Source organism: Pantoea sp. Cy-639 (assembly GCF_011752525.1).
In the GTDB taxonomy this organism is placed as follows: domain Bacteria; phylum Pseudomonadota; class Gammaproteobacteria; order Pseudomonadales; family Pseudomonadaceae; genus Aquipseudomonas.
The window spans coordinates 1-18,227 of the sequence record NZ_VWXI01000004.1 but is presented as its reverse complement, the minus strand read 5'-3'; the positions used below and the strand labels follow the sequence as shown (position 1 = coordinate 18,227).

Here is an 18,227-nt window from a genome sequence, read left to right as displayed (position 1 = left end):
CACTTATGCATCGGCTCAGCCGCAGCTGGGCAGGTTCTTTTCCTGACGCTTGGCCTCGCCCCACAGGGCGTCCAGTTCGTCGAGGGTACGATCTTGGATGGACAGGCCCTGCTCGCGCAATGCCTGTTCGATGAAGCGAAAGCGTCGCTCGAACTTGCGGTTCGCACGGCGCAGGGCGTTTTCCGGGTCGTGTTGCAGGTGACGGGCCAGGTTGACGGTGGCGAACAGCAGGTCGCCCAGTTCGTCCTCCAGCGCGTCACCATCGCCATCGGCCATGGCCTGCAGCACTTCGTCGAGCTCCTCGCGCACCTTGTCCAGCACCGGCAGGGCCTCGGGCCAGTCGAAACCGACCGTCGCCGCACGCTTCTGCAACTTGGCGGCACGCGACAAGGCCGGCAGGGTTGCCGGCACATCGTCGAGCAGCGACAACTGCTCGGGCGCGCTTTTCTCGGCGCGCTCCTCGGCCTTGATCGCCTCCCAGCGCGACTTGATCTGGGTCTCGCTCAAGGCCGGGGTGTCCAGGGGCGCATAGAGATCGCCCGTAGGGAAGACATGGGGGTGGCGGCGGATCAGCTTGCGGGTGATCGAGTCGACCACGCCGGCGAAAGCGAAGCGCCCTTCTTCCCGCGCCAGCTGGCTGTAGTAGACCACCTGGAACAACAGGTCGCCCAACTCGCCTTGCAAGTGCTCGAAATCACCGCGTTCGATGGTATCGGCGACTTCGTAGGCCTCTTCGATCGTGTGCGGGACAATGCTGGCGTAATCCTGCTTCAGGTCCCAGGGGCAACCGTGGCGCGGGTCACGCAGGCGGGCCATCAGGTGCAGGAGGTCGTCGAGGGTGTAGGTCATGGATTGTCCTTACCGGCCTCATCGCGGGGCATGCCCCGCGATGTCGATATCAAGGGGTACGGTTACGCCGCGTCTCGATGATGTTGGGCAATTGCGAGATCCTGCCGAGCAAGCGCCCAAGGGCATCCAGGCCGGGAATCTCGATGGTCAGCGACATCAGCGCGGTGTTGTCTTCCTTGTTCGAGCGGGTGTTGACCGCCAGCACGTTGATCTTCTCGTTGAGCAGCACCTGCGACACATCACGCAGCAAACCCGGACGGTCATAGGCACGGATGACGATATCCACCGGATAGGTCTGTACCGGGATCGGCCCCCAGCTGACCTGGATGATCCGCTCCGGTTCCTTGCCGGCCAGTTGCAGCACCGAGGCGCAATCCTGGCGGTGGATGCTCACGCCACGCCCCTGGGTGATGTAGCCGACGATGGCATCACCTGGCAGCGGCTGGCAGCAACCGGCCATCTGCGTGAGCAGGTTGCCGACCCCCTGGATCTGGATATCGCTGCGCTTGCCCGCGCGAATGCCACGGGCCTGGCGCGGGATCAGCTCGACCGGCTCGATACGCTCCGGCTCGAGCAATTGCTGGGCAGCGTTGACCATGTGCGCCAGGCGCAGGTCGCCGGCGCCCAGCGCGGCGAACATGTCCTCGGCGGTCTTGACGTTGGCCTTCTCGGCCAGGCGCTCGAAGTCCACCTGTGGCAGGCCCAGTCGCGCCAGCTCACGCTCGATCAGGGTCTTGCCGGCGGCGACGTTCTGGTCGCGGGCCTGCAGCTTGAACCAATGGACGATCTTGGCCCGCGCCCGCGAGGTGGTCACGTAGCCGAGGTTGGAGTTCAGCCAGTCGCGACTCGGGCTGCCGTGCTTGCTGGTGATGATCTCCACCTGCTCGCCGGTCTGCAGGCTGTAGTTGAGCGGCACGATGCGCCCGTTGATCTTGGCGCCGCGGCAATTGTGGCCGATCTCGGTGTGCACGCGGTAGGCGAAATCCAGCGGCGTGGCGCCCTTGGGCAGGTCGATGGCATGGCCGTCGGGGGTGAACACGTAGACCCGGTCGGGCTCGATGTCGACCCGCAGCTGCTCGGCCAGGCCACCGATGTCACCCAGTTCCTCGTGCCACTCGAGTACCTGGCGCAGCCAGGAGATCTTCTCTTCGTAGTGGTTGGAACCGGACTTGACGTCGGTGCCCTTGTAGCGCCAGTGGGCGCAGACTCCCAGCTCGGCCTCCTCGTGCATCGAGTGGGTGCGGATCTGCACCTCGAGCACCTTGCCTTCGGGGCCGATCACTGCCGTGTGCAGCGAGCGGTAGCCGTTCTCCTTGGGGTTGGCGATGTAGTCGTCGAACTCCTTGGGGATGTGCCGCCACAGGGTATGGACGATGCCCAGAGCGGTGTAGCAGTCACGCACCTCCGGCACCAGCACGCGCACCGCGCGCACATCGTAGATCTGGCTGAATTCCAGGCCCTTGCGCTGCATCTTGCGCCAGATCGAATAGATGTGTTTCGCCCGACCGCTGATATCGGCGTTGACGCCGGTGGCCAGCAGCTCGTTCTGCAACTGGTTCATCACATCGCTGATGAACCGCTCACGGTCCAGCCGCCGCTCATGCAGCAGTTTGGCGATCTGCTTGTACTGGTCGGGTTCGAGGTAGCGGAACGACAGGTCCTCGAGCTCCCACTTGATATGGCCGATGCCCAGGCGGTGAGCCAGCGGCGCATAGATATCGAAGACTTCGCGGGCCACCCGCAGGCGCTTTTCGTCATCGGCGGCCTTGACTGCGCGAATGGCACAGGTACGTTCGGCGAGTTTGATCAACGCCACCCGCACATCATCGACCATGGCCACGAGCATCTTGCGCAGGTTCTCCACCTGCGCCTGCGAGCCCAGCACCAGCGACTGGCGCGGGCTCAGGCTGGCGCTGATGGCGGCCATGCGCAGCACGCCGTCGATCAGCTTGGACACCACCGGACCGAAGCGCTGGCCGACTTCGGCCAAGGTCACCTTGCCTTCGCGCACCGAGCGGTAGATCACCGCCGCCACCAGCGAGTCCTGGTCGAGCTTGAGGTCGGCGAGGATCTCGGCGATCTCCAGTCCGGCCTGGAAGCTGGACGTGCCGTCGGCCCAGGAATGCTTGGCCGGGTTGCCCTTCTTCTCGATCTCCTGGGTGAACTCGCAGGCGTCCTTGAGCGCCGTGCGGTCAAGCTGGGAATCGACGCTGACCACATGATCGAGCCATGCTTCGAGATTGATACTGCCGTCGTTGTTGACCGGCTGGTGCACTCTCACCTGTACCATCTTTGTTCTACCTTTCCATACAGCGCACCACTCGGGTGCGCTGGCAATCACCTGTGTCGCCTTCAATCCCTGAGGACGGCACCAAGAGGACCAGCCGGGGCCTCATGACCCCGGCTAGTCCGCTTCGAACAACGCCATGGCCTCGACATGTGCCGTCTGAGGAAACATGTCGAGAATCCCGGCCCTTTTTAACCGGTACCCCTGCCCCGCCAGCACTTGCGCGTCTCGCGCCAGCGTGGCCGGGTTGCACGATACATAGACCAGCCGCTTCGCCCCCAGCCGGGCGATGCCTTGCACCACCTCGAAAGCGCCGTCCCGCGGTGGGTCCAAGAGTACCGCAGAAAAACCCTCGGCGGCCCATCCGGCGCCGGCCAAAGGCTGCGATAAATCGGCCTGAAAAAACTGCACGTTATGCACATTGTTGTCGCGGGCATTGGCTTCGGCACGCTCGACCATCGCCTGCACGCCCTCCACCGCCACCACCTCGCGGGCCTGCCGGGCCAGCGGCAGGGCGAAGTTGCCCAGGCCGCAGAACAGGTCCAGTACCCGCTCGTGCACCTGGGGTGCCAGCCAGTCCAGCGCCTGCCCGATCATCAGCGTGTTGACCTGAGCGTTGACCTGGACGAAGTCACCCGGACGCCACGCCAGCTCCAGCCCCCAGGGCTCGAGGGCAAAGCCCAGTTTCGCGGCGCCGTCCACCGGCGCCGGCTGGCCTTCGCCCTGCAGCCACAGTTGGGCACCGGCTTCGCCACAGAATGCCTCGAGCCGCGCCAGGTCTTCAGCAGGCAATGGTGCCACGTGACGTACCAGCAGCGCCTCGGCGGTACCGCTGAACAGTTCCACGTGCCCCAGCGCCTGCGGCTTGCTCAGGCTGCGCAGCACGGTCGGCAGGTGGCGGAGAATATTCTGCAAGGGTTGTACCAGCACCGGGCAGTCGTCGATGGCGACGATGTCCTGGCTGGCCTCGGCACGAAAGCCGACATCGAGCTGGCGTGCCTTGACGTCCCAGCGCACGGCGACTCGCGCCCGACGCCGGTAACCGAACTCAGGGCCACTCAACGGGGCGGCCCAGGCCTCGGGCTGCAGACCGGCGACACGTTGCAACTGCTCGGCCAACAGACGCTGCTTGAGCGCCAACTGCCCCTCGTGCGGCAAGTGCTGCAGGTTGCAACCGCCACAGCGGGCATAGTGCCGGCAAGGCGCCTCGCGGCGCTCAGGACTGGCCAGGAACACCCGCTCCAGGCGCGCCTCGACCACCTTGCCACGGGCCGCGAGCACCCGGGCCTCGACCTCTTCATCGCCCAGCGCGCCACTGACGAACCAGGTACGCCCTTCGAGGAAGGCGATACCGCGGCCGTCTCCGGACACACGCTCGATGCGCAGGCGCTGTTTCTTGCCTACGGGCACTTGTGCGGCACGCTCGCCACCGGCTGGCTGGAAGCGCAGGCCGCCGTTGCTTTTCTTTCTGGACATCAGGTCGGATCGAACAGGCCGGTGGACAGGTAGCGGTCGCCGCGGTCGCAGATGATGGCGACCATCACCGCGTTCTCGACGTCCCGGGACAGGCGCAGCATCGCCGCCACCGCGCCGCCGGAGGACACGCCGCAGAAGATGCCTTCTTCGCGGGCCAGGCGGCGGGTGGTGTCCTCGGCCTCCTGCTGCGACATGTCGACCACTTGGTCGACACGGCTGGCGTCGAAGATCTTCGGCAGGTATTCGTGCGGCCAGCGGCGGATGCCCGGGATGGCCGAACCCTCCATGGGCTGCAGGCCGACGATCTGCACCGCCGGGTTCTGCTCCTTGAGGTATTGCGAGCAGCCCATGATGGTACCGGTGGTGCCCATGGAGCTGACGAAATGAGTAATGGTGCCCTGGGTCTGCTGCCAGATTTCCGGGCCGGTGCTGTTGTAGTGGGCGATCGGATTGTCGCCATTGGCGAACTGGTCGAGCACCAGGCCACGGCCTTCGGCCTGCAGTTTCTCGGCGAGGTCGCGCGCGCCCTCCATGCCCTCTTCCTTGGCCACCAGGATCAACTCGGCGCCATAGGCGGTCATCGCCGCCTTGCGTTCGGCGGTGGAGTTGTCCGGCATGATCAGGATCATCTTGTAGCCCTTGATCGCCGCTGCCATGGCCAGGGCGATACCGGTATTGCCGGAGGTGGCCTCGATGAGCGTGTCGCCGGGCTTGATCTGGCCGCGCAGTTCGGCGCGGGTGATCATCGACAGCGCCGGCCGGTCCTTGACCGAACCGGCCGGGTTGTTGCCTTCGAGCTTGAGCAGCAGCGTGTTGCTGGTCTGCCCGGGCAGGCGCTGCAGGCGCACCAGTGGCGTGTGGCCGACGCAATCGGCGATGGTTGGGTACTGCAGGGTCATGGGCGTTTTCGCAATCCGGACGGCAGGGGCGCCTATCATACCGGCAAACCCTTCGCGGCCATATCACGCAATCGTCGGATGCTATAGCGGATGGCTATAAGCGATGTCTGACAAATGCTGGGAATCCGTGCCAAGGGCTGCTGCGCAGCCCATCGCCGGCTGACGCCGGCTCCCACAGAGTCTGCGTCAGCCTGAAGAGGTACCGGTCGGCCTGTGAGAGCTGGCGTCAGCCTGAAGGCACTGCCTGCCTGTGGGAGCTGACGTCAGCCTGAAGGCACTGCCTGCCTGTGGGAGCTGGCGTCAGCCTGAAGGCACTGCCTGCCTGTGGGAGCTGGCGTCAGCCTGAAGGCACTGCCTGCCTGTGGGAGCTGGCGTCAGCCGGCGATGGGCTGCGCAGCGGCCCCAACCGGCGACTCACAGGCCACCAGGCGCATGCACACCCGCAGGCCCCGCTCGCCGTTCTCTGCCCAGACCCGCCCGCCCTGACGCTGTATGGCGCTGCGGGCAATGCTCAAGCCCAGACCGAAACCTCCGTCTCCCGGTCGCGAGCCATCGAGCCGCGAGAACGGCGCGAAGATCCTCTCCAGGTCCTCCTCGGCCACACCCGCCCCCTCATCCTCCAGGTCGATGCGCCAATAACCGCCCTCGCGCCGCCCGTTCAGGCGCACCACACCATCGCCTGGGGAATGACGGATGGCATTGCGCAACACGTTCTCCAGCGCCTGGGCCAGGTCGTTGAGATTGCCCTGCACCACGCAGCCAGCCGGCAGCTCGCAGTGCAACCGCCACGTCGGCCAACCGCTCTCGTAGCAGGCGTTCTCGCTGAGCATGTCCCAGAGCACCGGCAACTGGATCGGTTCAAGGCTCGTCGGCCCACGCTCGGCGTCCTGCCAGGCCAGTTGCAGGGTGTCCTCGACCAGTTGCTGCATGCCGTCGACCTCACGGTGCAGGCGCTCGCGCAGGCGCGGCAGATCGGACTCACCATCGCAGGCCACCCGCAAGCGGCTGAGCGGCGTGCGCATTTCATGGGATAGATCGCGCAGCAGCTGTTGCTGCAACGCCACCGTGCCCTGCAGACGCTCGGCCATCTGGTCGAACGCCCGCGCCAGCTCGCCGAGCTCGTCCCGGCGCCGGGTGGTGTGCGGGTCCAGGCGCGCCGAAAGCTGGTCGGCACGCCAGGCATTGGCTTGTTCGCGCAACTGGTTCAGGGGCACGATGAGCATCCGGTAGAGGCCCACGCACAGCAACAGGGTGAACAGCCCGGGGATGATGCCGTTGATCACCACTCGCCAGAGCAACCGATACTCGCCCGGATTGAAGCGCTCGGGCAGCTCGATCACCAGCATGCCCTGCTCGGGCGCCTGCGGGAACGGCAGGCGCAACCAGGGCTGGCCGACACTGCGCAGACTCATCGGCCAGTCGACCCCACGCAAACGCGTCAGGTGCTGGAGCGCCTCGGCGCCGAGCTCGCCAGTGCCCAGCGGTTGCAGCTCGCCATCGAGCACATTGATCCAGCCAGGCTCGCGCTGGCGCATCCCGGCCAGCCAGCGATCGACCCCCTCGCGCCCACCGCTGCGCCAGGCTTGCTCGGCCTCGGTGGCATAACCACGCAGCACCTGCCGGGCCGGTTCGGCGATAAAGGCATTGCGGGTATCCATGTGCCGGCCCCAGGTGTAGCTCAGGCCGATCATCAGCAGGCAGAACCCCACCAGCAGGATGGCCAGCTTCCAGAACAGCGAATGGCGGTCGAGCATGCGTCAGTCAGCCTCGCCCGCGCCGAACACATACCCCTTGCCCCAGACCGTGCGCACCTGCCGCTCGTGGTAGCCGATGGCCTTGAGCTTGCGGCGGATCTGGCTGACATGCATGTCCAGGCTGCGGTCGTGGCGCGAATAGCCACGCTGCAGTACCTGCTGGTAAAGGAAGGGCTTGCTCAGGACTTCGTCCTGGCTGCGATAGAGAGTGTCGAACAGGCGGAACTCGCTGGGTGTCAGCCCCGCCCAGCGGCCATCCAGGCACACGTCGCTGCTCGTCTCGTCGAAGCGCAGGCCACCGCACGCATCCTCGCGCGGCGCCTGGCGACAACGCTCGAGCGCCACCCGACGCAGGATCGCCTCGATGCGCACCTTCAGTTCGGCGACACTGAACGGCTTGGGCAGGTAATCATCGGCGCCGCGCTGGAAGCCACTGATCCGATCCGCCTCGGCGCCCAGGGCCGACATCAGGATCACTGGCGTGGCGCTGTGGCTACGCAGCCGCGTCAGGGCGTCCAGGCCATTGAGGCCGGGTAGCAGGATATCCATCAACACCAGGTCGAAGACCTGCCGGCCTGCGACCTCCAATCCCTCCAGGCCATTGCGGCACCAGGTCACCTGGAAACCGCCGCGCTGCAGCTCTTCGTGCAGATAAGCACCGAGCACCGGGTCGTCCTCGATGGCGAGGATGCTCGAGGCGTGAATAGCTTCAGGATTCATTGGCAACTGCCATCAATTCTCAGTTGCGCGATTATTGTGCAAGCGCTCCGGGCAAGGCAACCAGGATACGACCGATGTCGCAGCGACCGCGCGCACCGCTGGTGCGAGCCGGCGCCTGCCGTGTCGCCCTCGCCGCTTGCAAAAACAGATACAAATGAGTGCATTGCCCGCACTCGCGGAGTAACGTTCCCGCTGGAGCGCGACTGCGCGTTGGCACATGACAGGAGACAGGTGTGCTCGATCGTTTGGGAATCCGCAGCCGCGTGCTGTTGCTGGCCTTGCTGCCGGCCAGCCTGATGGCCCTGGTGCTGGGAAGCTATTTCACCTGGTTGCAGCAGAACGAACTGCGCACGCAACTGATGCAACGCGGCAAGATGATCGCCGAGCAGTTGGCCCCCTTGGCCGCACCGGCACTGGCTCGCCAGTCTCCGGCACAGCTGGAGCGCATTGCCGCCCAGGCCCTGGAACAATCGGACGTACGCGCCGTCGCCTTCCTCGGCGCTGATCGTGCACGCCTGGCCCATGCCGGTCCGAGCATGCTCAACCAGGCGCCCAGCGGAGGTACCGGCACCCAGTTGCTGCAACGCACCGGCAACGACGCCACTCGCTACCTGATGCCAGTGTTCGGCCACCATCGCGACCTCGCCACCGATGCCGTGCCCGCCGAAGCCGAGCGCCTGCTGGGCTGGGTCGAGATCGAGCTGTCCCATGACGGCACCCTGCTGCGCGGCTACCGCAACCTGTTCACCAGCCTGCTGCTGATCCTCTGCTGCCTGAGCCTGACCGCCCTGCTGGCGCTGCGCATGAGCCGCACCATCAACGACCCGATCAACCGCATCAAGCACACGGTCAACCAGCTCAAGGACGGCCACCTCGACGAGCGCCTGCCAGCCATGGGCAGCCACGAGCTGGACGAACTGGCCTCGGGCATCAACCGCATGGCCGAGACCCTGCACAGCGCCCACGAAGAGCTGCAGCACAGCATCGACCAGGCCACCGAGGATGTGCGCCAGAACCTGGAAACCATCGAGATCCAGAACATCGAGCTGGACATGGCACGCAAGGAGGCCCTGGAGGCCAGCCGCATCAAGTCCGAGTTCCTGGCCAACATGAGCCACGAGATCCGCACCCCGCTCAACGGTATCCTCGGTTTCACCCACCTGCTGCAGAAGAGCGAACTCACCCCGCGCCAGCTCGACTACCTCGGCACCATCGAGAAGTCCGCCGACAACTTGCTGGGGATCATCAACGAGATCCTCGACTTCTCCAAGATCGAAGCCGGCAAGCTGGTGCTCGACAGCATCCCGTTCAACCTGCGCGACCTGATCCAGGACACCCTGACCATCCTTGCGCCGGCCGCCCATGCCAAGCAGCTCGAGCTGCTCAGCCTGGTCTACCGCGACACCCCGCTGTCGCTGGTCGGCGACCCTCTGCGACTCAAGCAGATCCTCACCAACCTGGTGAGCAACGCCATCAAGTTCACCCGGGAAGGCACCATCGTCGTGCGCGCCATGCTCGAGGACGAACAGGAAGACAGCGTCCAGTTGCGGATCAGCGTGCAGGACACCGGTATCGGTCTTTCGCCGCAAGACGTGCGCACCTTGTTCCAGGCCTTCAGCCAGGCCGATAACTCGCTGTCGCGCCAGCCCGGCGGGACCGGCCTGGGACTGGTGATCTCCAAGCGCCTGATCGAGCAGATGGGCGGCGAGATCGGCGTCGACAGCACTCCTGGGGAAGGCTCGCAGTTCTGGATCAGCCTCAACCTGCCCAAGGCCCATGATGACGCCGAGGAGCAGCCAGCCCAGGTACTGCATGGGCGCCGCGTGGCCATCGTCGACGGCCACGACCTGGCTCGCCAGGCCCTCGAGCACCAGCTCGAGGATTGCGGCCTGTCGGTCAGCCTGTTCTCCTCCTACGACCAGTTGCTCCAAGGTGTGCAGGCCGCGGCCCTGGCCGGACAGCCATTCGAGTTTGCCGTGGTCGGCGTCAACCTGGGCAGCCTGACGCCCGAGCAACTCGGCGAGTACCACCAACAGTTCGAACGCCTCGGCTGCCAGTGCGTGGTGCTCTGTCCGACCACCGAACAACCGCTCTACCACCCGTGCCTGCCCAACGCTCACAGCCAGTTGCTGGCCAAGCCCACCTGCACCCGCAAACTGCGTCGCCTGCTGCTCGAGCTGGTGCAGCCACGCCGTCCCTTGAGCGAGCCGCGCAACGCCAATGGCCAGCGCGTGCCGAAGATTCTCTGCGTCGACGACAACCCGGCCAACCTGCTGCTGGTGCAGACCCTGCTCGAGGGCATGGGTGCCGAGGTGCTGGCGGTAGACAACGGCTATGCGGCAGTACAGGCCGTGCAGGACGAACCGTTCGACCTGGTGCTGATGGACGTGCAGATGCCTGGCATGGATGGCCGTGCCTGCACCGAACAGATTCGCCGCTGGGAGAGCAGCCAGAGCGGCCAGCCACTGCCGATCGTCGCCCTGACCGCCCATGCCATGGCCAACGAGAAGCGCGCCCTGCTGCACAGTGGCATGGACGACTACCTGACCAAGCCGATCAGCGAGCGCCAGCTGGCCCAGGTGGTGATGAAGTGGACCGGCCTGAGCCTGGGTTCGTCGCAACCAGAGCGCAGCCCCGAGCCTGCGCCCGAGAACAACGCGCTGAAGGTGCTCGATCCGGAGGAAGGCCTGCGCCTGGCCGCCGGCAAGGCGGACCTGGCGGCGGATATGCTGTCGATGCTGCTGGCCTCGTTGGCGGCTGATCGCGAGGCCATCCGCGCCGCCCGGGAGGCCGATGACCGCTCGGCGCTGATCGAGCGCGTGCATCGCCTCAACGGCGCTTCACGCTATTGCGGGGTACCGCAGTTGCGCGCGGCCTGCCAGCGCAGCGAAACCCTGCTCAAGCAGGACAACCCGCAGGCGCTGCACGCCCTCGACGAACTGGACGCAGCCATCGACCGGCTGGCCGAACAAGCGCGCCAGAGCGCCTGATCACCTCGTCAGCAAGCAAGCCTCGCCATCGCGGGGCAAGCCTGCTCCCATGCCCCTGTGCCCACAAAGCCCGGCATCCCACAATAGCGTTAGCGCAGGTCAAGCCCCCGCCAGCAGCGACGACCTAGACTGATCGCACCGCCCCCAAGGAGCCCACCATGCGCGCCCTGTTGTTCAGCAGCCAGCACTACGACCAGGAAAGCTTCGCCCGCGCCGCCCAGGACAGTGCCCTGGAGCTGCACTACCAGCCCACCCGCCTGACCCTCGACACCGCCGCCCTGGCCAATGGCTTCGAGGTGGTCTGCGCGTTCATCAACGACGAACTCGACGCCACGGTACTCGAGCGCCTGGCCGCCGGCGGCACGCGCCTGATCGCCCTGCGCTCGGCCGGCTACAACCATGTCGACCTGGCCGCCGCCCAGCGCCTGGGCCTGGCGGTGACCCGCGTGCCGGCCTATTCGCCCCACGCCGTCGCCGAGCACGCCGTGGCATTGATCCTCGCGCTCAACCGACGCCTGCACCGGGCCTACAACCGCACCCGCGAGGGCGACTTCACCCTGCATGGGCTGACCGGCTTCGACCTGCACGGCAAGACGGTCGGGGTGGTCGGCACCGGCCAGATCGGCATGGCCTTCGCCCGTATCATGGCCGGCTTCGGCTGCCGGTTGCTGGCCTATGACCCCTGCCCCAACCCAGAGCTGATCGCCCTCGGCGCCCGCTACCTGGAATTGCCCGACTTGCTGCGCGAGGCGCGGATCGTCAGCCTGCACTGCCCGCTAACCGAATACACCCGGCACCTGGTCAACGCCACCAGCCTGGCGCAGATGCAACCCGGCGCCATGCTGATCAACACCGGGCGCGGCGCGCTGGTCGACACCCCGGCGCTGATCGACGCGCTCAAGAGCGGCCAGCTCGGCTACCTGGGGCTGGATGTCTACGAGGAAGAGGCGCAGTTGTTCTTCGAGGACCGTTCCGACCAGCCGCTGCAGGACGACGTGCTGGCGCGCCTGCTGACCTTCCCCAACGTGATCGTCACCGCTCACCAGGCGTTCCTCACCCGCGAGGCGCTGGACGCCATCGCCGCCACCACGCTGGACAACATCAGCCGCTGGGCGGCAGGCAATCCGCAGAATCTGGTCACGGGTTAGTGCTAGGATACGCGGCAATTTGGAGGACCCATGGTCGAACACGATTTCCGCTACACCCTATTCAATCCGCAACACACCCTGATCGAATGCCGCGCACTGGTGCCGGGCCGCTACCAGGTCACCGGCAACGGCGGCTCGATCCAGAAAGGCGATGTCCTGCTGGTCACCCTCAAGGGCAGCAAGGACCTGTCCATGCGCCTGACCGTGGAGACCGTGCGCCACCTGATCAACCCGCACGGGCAGTGGGTCGCCGTGGCCCAGGGCCCGGTGTTCAACGAACTGGAGATCCTCCAGTGGCAGGTCAAGTGCGACAACTGCGACGCCGTGCTGGACTTCGAGTTCGCCAACGATGCCAAGCTGGGCAAGAAGGGCCAGGCGCCGGCCGCCAGCGCGCGCATCCAGGAACTGGGCTGGACCAGCCAGGGCGACAAGCACCTGTGCCCGCAGTGCCGGGAGCGTGCGTAAGTGAAGACGCTGCTGACCGGCGTGCTGATCGCCACCGGCCTGATGGGCTGCGCCGCGCAGCCTTCGCCGCTGCAACAGGAGCAGAGCTATGTGCTGGAGTGGATCGGCGAACGACCGCTGATCGACTACAGCCACCTGACCCTGACCCTGGCCAACGATGGCCGCGCCTACGGCAACGCAGGCTGCAACCACTGGTTCGCGCCGTATACCCTCGACGGCGAGCGCCTGAGCTTCGGCAAGGTCGGCAAGACCCGCAAGCTCTGCGCACCAGCCTTGATGGACCAGGAGAAACGTTTCCTGCAAGCACTGGAAACCGTGCAGCGTTGGGACGTGTCGCCGATCGAGCAGATCCGCTTCTGGCCGGCCGAAGGCAAGCCGCTGCGCTTCTGGCCTGAGGAAGGCTGAAGACAGCCGGGGCTGCCTTGCAGCCCTTGCGCGACACAAGGTCGCTCCTACAGGGAAATGCGATCTCCTGCAGGAGCGGCCTTGTGTCGCGAAAGGGCCGGCGCACGGCCCCCGAGCATCAAGCGCCTTTCAGCGCCTTGATCTTCGCCTGCAGTCCTTCCAGCGTCTGCTCGCCCAGCAACTGCTCGCGCACCTTGCCCTTGTCATCGATGATGTAGGTCACCGGCAACGCCTCGCTGCGTGGCAGCTCGTAGTGCTCGGCCGGATCCTGCGCCAGCACGATGAAACCGATGCCCAGCGTATCGGCCGCAGCCTTCAGGTCTGCCCCTTGCAGGCCGTCGAAGTTGACGCCCACCACCTTGATGCCCTCGGCCTCCCACTGCTTGGCCGCGGCATTGAGCTCGGGGATTTCGGTCCGGCACGGACCGCACCATTCGGCCCAGTAATTGAGCACCAGCCAGTGCCCGTCAATCTGTTCGGCCTTCACCGTGTTGCCGTGCTGGTCCACGCCGTAGTCCGCACCGCAGCCGCCGAGCAGCAGGCTCGCGGTGATGGCCAGTGCAGCTGCCAAACGCCTTGCCATGGGTCAATCCTTCTCGAAGTTTTCAAGCATTGAAGTCGGTCGCTGCGGTTAGAATACCCGCCACACCCAGCTGGATGCGACCCGCCATGACCGAACTGACCCTCTATCATAACCCGCGCTGCTCGAAATCCCGCGGCGCCCTGGAACTGCTCGAGGCACGCGGCCTGGCACCGACCATCGTGCGCTACCTCGAGACCCCGCCGGACGCCGCCACCCTCGAGCGCCTGCTCGGCAAGCTGGGTATCGCCCCGCGCCAGTTGCTGCGCAGCGGCGAGGACGAGTACAAGACACTCGAGCTGGCCAACCCGGCCCTGACCGACGCCCAACTGATCGACGCCATGGTCCAGCACCCCAAGCTGATCGAACGGCCGATCCTGGTGGCCGGCGACAAGGCGGTGATTGGCCGTCCGCCAGAGAAGGTGCTGGAGATCCTGCCGTGAACGAGCCCTACATCCTGGTGCTGTATTACAGCCGCCACGGCTCGACCAGCGAGATGGCCCGGCATATCGCCCGCGGCGTCGAGATGGCCGGCCTGGAGGCCCGCCTGCGTACCGTGCCGGCGATTTCCACCGAGTGCGAAGCCGTGGCCCCGGACATCCCGGCCAGCGGCGCGCTGTACGCCACCCTCGACGACCTGCGCCACTGCGCAGGCCTGGCCCTGGGCAGCCCGACCCGCTTCGGCAACATGGCCGCGCCGCTCAAGTACTTCCTCGACGGCACCAGCAGCCTGTGGCTGGGCGGCGAACTGGTAGGCAAGCCAGCGGCGGTGTTCACCTCCACCGCCAGCCTGCACGGCGGTCAAGAGACCACCCTGCTGTCGATGCTGCTACCGCTGATGCACCACGGCATGCTGGTCACCGGCCTGCCCTACAGCGAGTCGGCGCTGCTCGAGACCCGCGGCGGCGGCACGCCGTATGGTGCCAGCCACCATGCCGGCGCCGACGGCAAGCGTGAACTGGACCAACACGAGATCGCCCTGTGCCGGGCCCTGGGACAACGCCTGGCGAACACCGCCAAGGCCCTGGGGGACCAGCGTGGCTAAGAAGCCCAGGATCCTGCCGCCTCTCGAATGGCTCGCGCCACGGGTACGTTTCACCCGCGCCCTGAGCCTGGCCTGCTTCTTCGGCCTGATCGCCCTGCTGGTGGTCAACAACCTGGGGTTCGCCGACCTGCATGGCGCACGGGTCGAGGTGATCCTGGCCATCGAGCTGATCCCCCTGCTGCTGCTGCTGCCGGGCATGCTGCTGGGCAGTGCCCGGGCGCATGCCTGGACCTGCTTCGTGGTGAACATCTACTTCATCAAGGGTGTGCTGGCGGCGTTCGACCCGGCACGGGCGCTGTTCGGCTGGATCGAGGTGCTGGTGAGCCTGGGGTTGTTCGTCAGCGGGTTGCTGTTCGTGCGCTGGCGCTTCCAGTTCGACCGGCGCATGGCGGGCGAAGGGCGCTGAATAGCGGGGGCTGCTTGGCAGCCCCGGCAATCTCAATGGTTGACGGTATGCGCCAGCATCACCGACAACTGGCACAGCGGTCGCCCGCTCTCGGCATGCCACTGGTTGAACGCCTGCTGTACCAGAGCCTGGTCGCGCTGGCTGGTCGGCGCCTTGTCGATCACCTTTTGCGCGATCAACGCGGCCGTCATGTCATCGGTCGGAATGAACGTATCCTTGCCGACCATGCGCAGGAAGCGCGGCGCCGATAAGCCGCCAAGCTGGTTGCCATGCTTGGCCAGGTACTTCCACAAACCGACGATATCGGTCTCTGGCCAGTCGGCGATGAACGCGCCGAAACTGCCCTTCTCCCGGGCTACGTCCAGCACCATCTGCGCGTTGCGCGGCACGCTCTTGAGCTTGCCCAGGTGGCGGATGATGCGCTCGTCCTGCATCAAGCGCTCCAGGTGCTCGGCACTCATCAGCACCACTTTCTCGGGATCGAAACCGAAGAACACCTGCTCGAACGCCGGCCACTTGGCATCCACCAGGCTGTGCTTGAGCCCGGCGCGGAACACGCGCAGGGCCAGGGTCGACAGGTAGCGGTCGTCGGGAATCTCGCGCAGTTGCGCCGGGGTGCGCGGCTGCGGCAGGAAGGCCTCGAGCGCCTGGGCCGAACCGAAGCGGTTCAGGCAGTACTCGTACAGCCACTGATAATCGCGCACGGGGTCAGATGTTCAGCACGTCGAGGAAGCGCGGGGTAGCGCTCTCGTCGATCTTCAGGCTGGTGAAGTCGAACAGGTTGCGGTCGGCCAACTGCGACGGGGCAACGTTCTGCAGGGCACGGAAGATGCTCTCGGTGCGGCCCGGGTGCTTGCGCTCCCACTCGACCAGCATGTCCTTGACCACCTGGCGCTGCAGGTTTTCCTGGGAACCACACAGGTTGCACGGAATGATCGGGAATTCCTTCATGTCCGAGTAGGCCTGGATGTCCTTCTCGCTGCAGTAGGCCAGCGGACGGATCACCACGTTGCGGCCATCGTCGGCGCGCAGCTTCGGTGGCATGCCCTTGAGCGCGCCGTTGAAGAACATGTTGAGGAAGAAGGTCTCGACGATGTCGTCGCGGTGATGCCCCAGGGCCATCTTGGTCGCGCCGATCTCGTCGGCGAAGGTGTACAGGGTGCCACGGCGCAGGCGCGAGCACAGCGAGCAAGTGGTCTTGCCCTCGGGCACCAGCTCCTTGACCACCGAGTAGGTGTCCTTCTCGACGATGTGGTACTCGACGCCCAGTTCCTTGAGGTAGGCCGGCAGCACGTGCTCGGGGAAGCCAGGTTGTTTCTGGTCCATGTTCACCGCGACGATCTCGAACTTGATCGGCGCCACCTTCTGCAGGTGCAACAGAACGTCGAGCATGGTGTAGCTGTCCTTGCCGCCGGACAGGCAGACCATGACCTTGTCGCCATCCTCGATCATGTTGTAGTCGGTGATGGCTTCGCCGGCGAGACGACGCAGGCGTTTTTGCAGTTTGTTCTGGTTGACCGAGAGGGTGCCCATAGCGCTTGGATCCGCGAGGTGTGACAAAAGCCGGCTATTTTACCCACAAACCGCGCGAGGCAGTAGGAGATTCCGATAAAGACTTCAAGGGAATCAGCAGTTTCCCTGACAGCGCAATTTGCTCTAAAAAGCCGGTTTTCTGCCAGGTACGGCTTCCTATACTGCGACATAAGGCCACATTACCGCTTGCATTGGTGTCCTGGCCTCGGGCCGCTGGCGTTCCACTCTGGGGGCGCTTGGCAACGACCATAGGAGAGACCGGCATGATCCATCACGTTGTGGGGCTGTTCACCCATCCCGACCAGGAATGGCGCGAGATCCGTGGCGAAGAAGAATCCATCAGCCACATGTACCTGACGCACACGCTGATCCTGGCGGCGATCCCCGCCATCTCGGCGTTCATCGGCACCACCCAGGTAGGCTGGGTGATCGGCGACCGGCCGGCAGTGATGCTGACCATGGAAAGCGCGATCTGGATGAGCATCATGTCGTACCTGGCGATGCTCGCCGGCGTGGCGGTGATGGGCGCCTTCATCCACTGGATGGCACGCACCTACGACGCCACCCCGAGCATGGCGCAGTGCATCGCCTTCGCCACCTACACCGCCACGCCGCTGTTCGTCGGCGGACTGGCGGCGCTGTACCCGCACCTGTGGCTGGGCATGGTGATCGGCACGGCAGCGATCTGCTACACGGTGTACCTGCTGTATGTCGGCTTGCCGACCTTCATGAACATCCCGTCCGACGAAGGCTTCCTGTTCTCCAGCTCGGTGCTGGCGGTGGGCCTGGTGGTGCTGGTGGCGATCATGGCCGCCACGGTGATCATCTGGGGGCTGGGCGTGGGGCCGGTGTATACCAACTGACTGGTGTTTCAAGGGGCTGCCAAGCAGCCCCTCGTCGTTTCGTTGCGGCGCTGACCGACGGCTCGGCAGGCTCCCGGTGCTTGCGGCATAATGCCGGGCCAGGAGAACCACCCCGCCATGCCCGAGCTGCTCAGACAACGCGTCGAAACCTGTTACCAGCAAGCCGAAACCTTCTTCAAGCGCACCTTCCCGCGCCCGCAAGTCAGCTTCAAGCTGCGCGGCCAGAAGGCCGGCGTCGCCCACCTGCACGAAAACCTGCTGCGCTTCAACCTGCAACTGTATCGCGAGAACCAGGACGACTTCCTGCGCCAGACGGTGGCCCACGAGGTCGCCCACCTGGTTGCCCACCAGTTGTTCGGCGACCGCATCCAGGCCCATGGCGAGGAATGGCAACTGATCATGCGCGGCGTCTACGAACTGCCGCCGAACCGCTGCCACAACTATGCCGTGCAGCGGCGCGTGGCCACGCGCTACATCTATCGCTGCCCCTGCCCGCAGAGCGACTTCCCGTTCACCGCGCAGCGCCACAAGCTGGTGCGCCAGGGCCGACGCTACCTGTGCCGGCGCTGCCGGGAAATCCTGGTGTACAGCGGCGAGACCCGGGTCGAGTGAGGTTGGCGCGCAGGAACGGCCTGCCGCCAGACACGCTCGACAAGACACAAAAAAGGCGACCCGCAGGTTAATGCCAGTCAGTTAAGCTGACTGGCATTTTCATTTTCGGGTCGGATATTTTGCTGGTCGTTGCTTAACTACTCTCGGGAACCAACGATCAGGTCGTCGATGAGGCAAGATATACTGCGCCGCTGC

General features: G+C 65.6%; 18 protein-coding genes. 9 read left to right on the top strand and 9 right to left on the bottom strand.

Annotated features, from left to right (window positions below; all coding sequences use genetic code 11):
* Window positions 1-15: 15 nt before the first annotated feature.
* The 6 genes from mazG to F3J43_RS06280 all read right to left on the bottom strand — a co-directional run bounded on the left by mazG (window position 16) and on the right by F3J43_RS06280 (window position 7,985).
* Window positions 16-849 (bottom strand): nucleoside triphosphate pyrophosphohydrolase, encoded by an 834-nt coding sequence (mazG, locus tag F3J43_RS06305; protein ID WP_166883957.1) that lies wholly within the window; start codon window positions 847-849, stop codon window positions 16-18.
* 49 nt (window positions 850-898) lie between these two features.
* Window positions 899-3,139, bottom strand: a complete 2,241-nt coding sequence (relA, locus tag F3J43_RS06300) for a GTP diphosphokinase (protein WP_166883956.1) — start codon at window positions 3,137-3,139, stop codon at window positions 899-901.
* Between the two features lie 114 nt (window positions 3,140-3,253).
* Window positions 3,254-4,612, bottom strand: coding sequence for a 23S rRNA (uracil(1939)-C(5))-methyltransferase RlmD (gene rlmD / locus F3J43_RS06295; protein WP_166883955.1), 1,359 nt, complete (start codon window positions 4,610-4,612; stop codon window positions 3,254-3,256).
* Window positions 4,612-5,511 carry a cysteine synthase CysM gene (gene cysM / locus F3J43_RS06290; protein WP_166883954.1) on the bottom strand — a complete coding sequence of 300 codons (900 nt, stop codon included), beginning with the start codon at window positions 5,509-5,511 and terminating at the stop codon, window positions 4,612-4,614. The genes rlmD and cysM overlap by 1 nt, the downstream gene beginning before the upstream one ends.
* A gap of 374 nt (window positions 5,512-5,885) precedes the next feature.
* Window positions 5,886-7,265 carry a HAMP domain-containing sensor histidine kinase gene (locus F3J43_RS06285; protein ID WP_166883953.1) on the bottom strand — a complete coding sequence of 460 codons (1,380 nt, stop codon included), beginning with the start codon at window positions 7,263-7,265 and terminating at the stop codon, window positions 5,886-5,888.
* 3 nt (window positions 7,266-7,268) lie between these two features.
* Entirely contained in the window at window positions 7,269-7,985 is a 717-nt protein-coding gene (locus F3J43_RS06280) for a response regulator transcription factor (protein ID WP_166883952.1), read from the bottom strand.
* A gap of 233 nt (window positions 7,986-8,218) precedes the next feature.
* Here F3J43_RS06280 and F3J43_RS06275 point away from each other — a divergent pair, with 233 nt between their 5' ends.
* The 4 genes from F3J43_RS06275 to F3J43_RS06260 all read left to right on the top strand — a co-directional run bounded on the left by F3J43_RS06275 (window position 8,219) and on the right by F3J43_RS06260 (window position 12,993).
* A complete protein-coding gene (locus tag F3J43_RS06275; protein ID WP_166883951.1) occupies window positions 8,219-10,975 on the top strand; it encodes a response regulator in 2,757 nt (918 codons plus the stop codon).
* A 158-nt stretch (window positions 10,976-11,133) separates the two neighbouring features.
* Window positions 11,134-12,123 (top strand): 2-hydroxyacid dehydrogenase, encoded by a 990-nt coding sequence (locus F3J43_RS06270; protein ID WP_166883950.1) that lies wholly within the window; start codon window positions 11,134-11,136, stop codon window positions 12,121-12,123.
* 30 nt (window positions 12,124-12,153) lie between these two features.
* Entirely contained in the window at window positions 12,154-12,588 is a 435-nt protein-coding gene (locus F3J43_RS06265) for a hypothetical protein (protein WP_166883949.1), read from the top strand.
* Window positions 12,589-12,993 (top strand): META domain-containing protein, encoded by a 405-nt coding sequence (locus F3J43_RS06260; RefSeq protein WP_166883948.1) that lies wholly within the window; start codon window positions 12,589-12,591, stop codon window positions 12,991-12,993.
* 118 nt (window positions 12,994-13,111) lie between these two features.
* On the opposite strand, the gene F3J43_RS06255 is transcribed toward F3J43_RS06260, so the two are convergent.
* Window positions 13,112-13,576: a TlpA family protein disulfide reductase gene (locus tag F3J43_RS06255; RefSeq protein WP_166883947.1), complete on the bottom strand. Its 465-nt coding sequence runs from the start codon at window positions 13,574-13,576 to the stop codon at window positions 13,112-13,114.
* 86 nt (window positions 13,577-13,662) lie between these two features.
* On the opposite strand from F3J43_RS06255, the gene arsC reads away from it, so the two are divergent.
* From arsC to F3J43_RS06240, 3 genes are read left to right on the top strand one after another with little or no spacing between them, the layout of a single operon-like run.
* The gene (arsC, locus tag F3J43_RS06250) at window positions 13,663-14,016 is read left to right on the top strand and encodes an arsenate reductase (glutaredoxin) (RefSeq protein ID WP_166883946.1); all 354 of its coding nucleotides are present in this window, start codon (window positions 13,663-13,665) and stop codon (window positions 14,014-14,016) included.
* Window positions 14,013-14,618: an NAD(P)H:quinone oxidoreductase gene (gene wrbA, locus F3J43_RS06245; RefSeq protein ID WP_166883945.1), complete on the top strand. Its 606-nt coding sequence runs from the start codon at window positions 14,013-14,015 to the stop codon at window positions 14,616-14,618. The genes arsC and wrbA overlap by 4 nt, the downstream gene beginning before the upstream one ends.
* On the top strand, window positions 14,611-15,024 hold the full coding sequence (locus F3J43_RS06240) for a DUF2069 domain-containing protein (protein WP_166883944.1): 414 nt from the start codon (window positions 14,611-14,613) through the stop codon (window positions 15,022-15,024). The genes wrbA and F3J43_RS06240 overlap by 8 nt, the downstream gene beginning before the upstream one ends.
* Before the next feature lie 32 nt (window positions 15,025-15,056).
* Here the strand turns inward: F3J43_RS06240 and F3J43_RS06235 are convergent, their stop codons facing one another.
* Window positions 15,057-15,728 (bottom strand): DNA-3-methyladenine glycosylase I, encoded by a 672-nt coding sequence (locus tag F3J43_RS06235; RefSeq protein ID WP_166883943.1) that lies wholly within the window; start codon window positions 15,726-15,728, stop codon window positions 15,057-15,059.
* Between the two features lie 4 nt (window positions 15,729-15,732).
* Window positions 15,733-16,557: a tRNA 2-thiocytidine(32) synthetase TtcA gene (gene ttcA, locus F3J43_RS06230; protein ID WP_166883942.1), complete on the bottom strand. Its 825-nt coding sequence runs from the start codon at window positions 16,555-16,557 to the stop codon at window positions 15,733-15,735.
* A gap of 266 nt (window positions 16,558-16,823) precedes the next feature.
* Here ttcA and F3J43_RS06225 point away from each other — a divergent pair, with 266 nt between their 5' ends.
* Both F3J43_RS06225 and F3J43_RS06220 read left to right on the top strand, forming a co-directional pair.
* Complete coding sequence (locus tag F3J43_RS06225; RefSeq protein ID WP_353618209.1) at window positions 16,824-17,420, top strand: Yip1 family protein; 597 nt, start codon at window positions 16,824-16,826, stop codon at window positions 17,418-17,420.
* A gap of 117 nt (window positions 17,421-17,537) precedes the next feature.
* Window positions 17,538-18,032: a SprT family zinc-dependent metalloprotease gene (locus F3J43_RS06220; protein WP_166883940.1), complete on the top strand. Its 495-nt coding sequence runs from the start codon at window positions 17,538-17,540 to the stop codon at window positions 18,030-18,032.
* Window positions 18,033-18,227 lie beyond the last annotated feature (195 nt).

Excerpts from the sequence above, each read along its gene's own strand:
- mazG (WP_166883957.1), bottom strand. The coding sequence starts at position 849 with ATGACCTACACCCTCGACGACCTCCTGCACCTGATGGCCCGCCTGCGT.
- relA (WP_166883956.1), bottom strand. The coding sequence starts at position 3,139 with ATGGTACAGGTGAGAGTGCACCAGCCGGTCAACAACGACGGCAGTATC.
- rlmD (WP_166883955.1), bottom strand. The coding sequence starts at position 4,612 with ATGTCCAGAAAGAAAAGCAACGGCGGCCTGCGCTTCCAGCCAGCCGGT.
- cysM (WP_166883954.1), bottom strand. The coding sequence starts at position 5,511 with ATGACCCTGCAGTACCCAACCATCGCCGATTGCGTCGGCCACACGCCA.
- F3J43_RS06285 (WP_166883953.1), bottom strand. The coding sequence starts at position 7,265 with ATGCTCGACCGCCATTCGCTGTTCTGGAAGCTGGCCATCCTGCTGGTG.
- F3J43_RS06280 (WP_166883952.1), bottom strand. The coding sequence starts at position 7,985 with ATGAATCCTGAAGCTATTCACGCCTCGAGCATCCTCGCCATCGAGGAC.
- F3J43_RS06270 (WP_166883950.1), top strand. The coding sequence starts at position 11,134 with ATGCGCGCCCTGTTGTTCAGCAGCCAGCACTACGACCAGGAAAGCTTC.
- F3J43_RS06265 (WP_166883949.1), top strand. The coding sequence starts at position 12,154 with ATGGTCGAACACGATTTCCGCTACACCCTATTCAATCCGCAACACACC.
- F3J43_RS06255 (WP_166883947.1), bottom strand. The coding sequence starts at position 13,576 with ATGGCAAGGCGTTTGGCAGCTGCACTGGCCATCACCGCGAGCCTGCTG.
- arsC (WP_166883946.1), top strand. The coding sequence starts at position 13,663 with ATGACCGAACTGACCCTCTATCATAACCCGCGCTGCTCGAAATCCCGC.
- ttcA (WP_166883942.1), bottom strand. The coding sequence starts at position 16,557 with ATGGGCACCCTCTCGGTCAACCAGAACAAACTGCAAAAACGCCTGCGT.
- F3J43_RS06220 (WP_166883940.1), top strand. The coding sequence starts at position 17,538 with ATGCCCGAGCTGCTCAGACAACGCGTCGAAACCTGTTACCAGCAAGCC.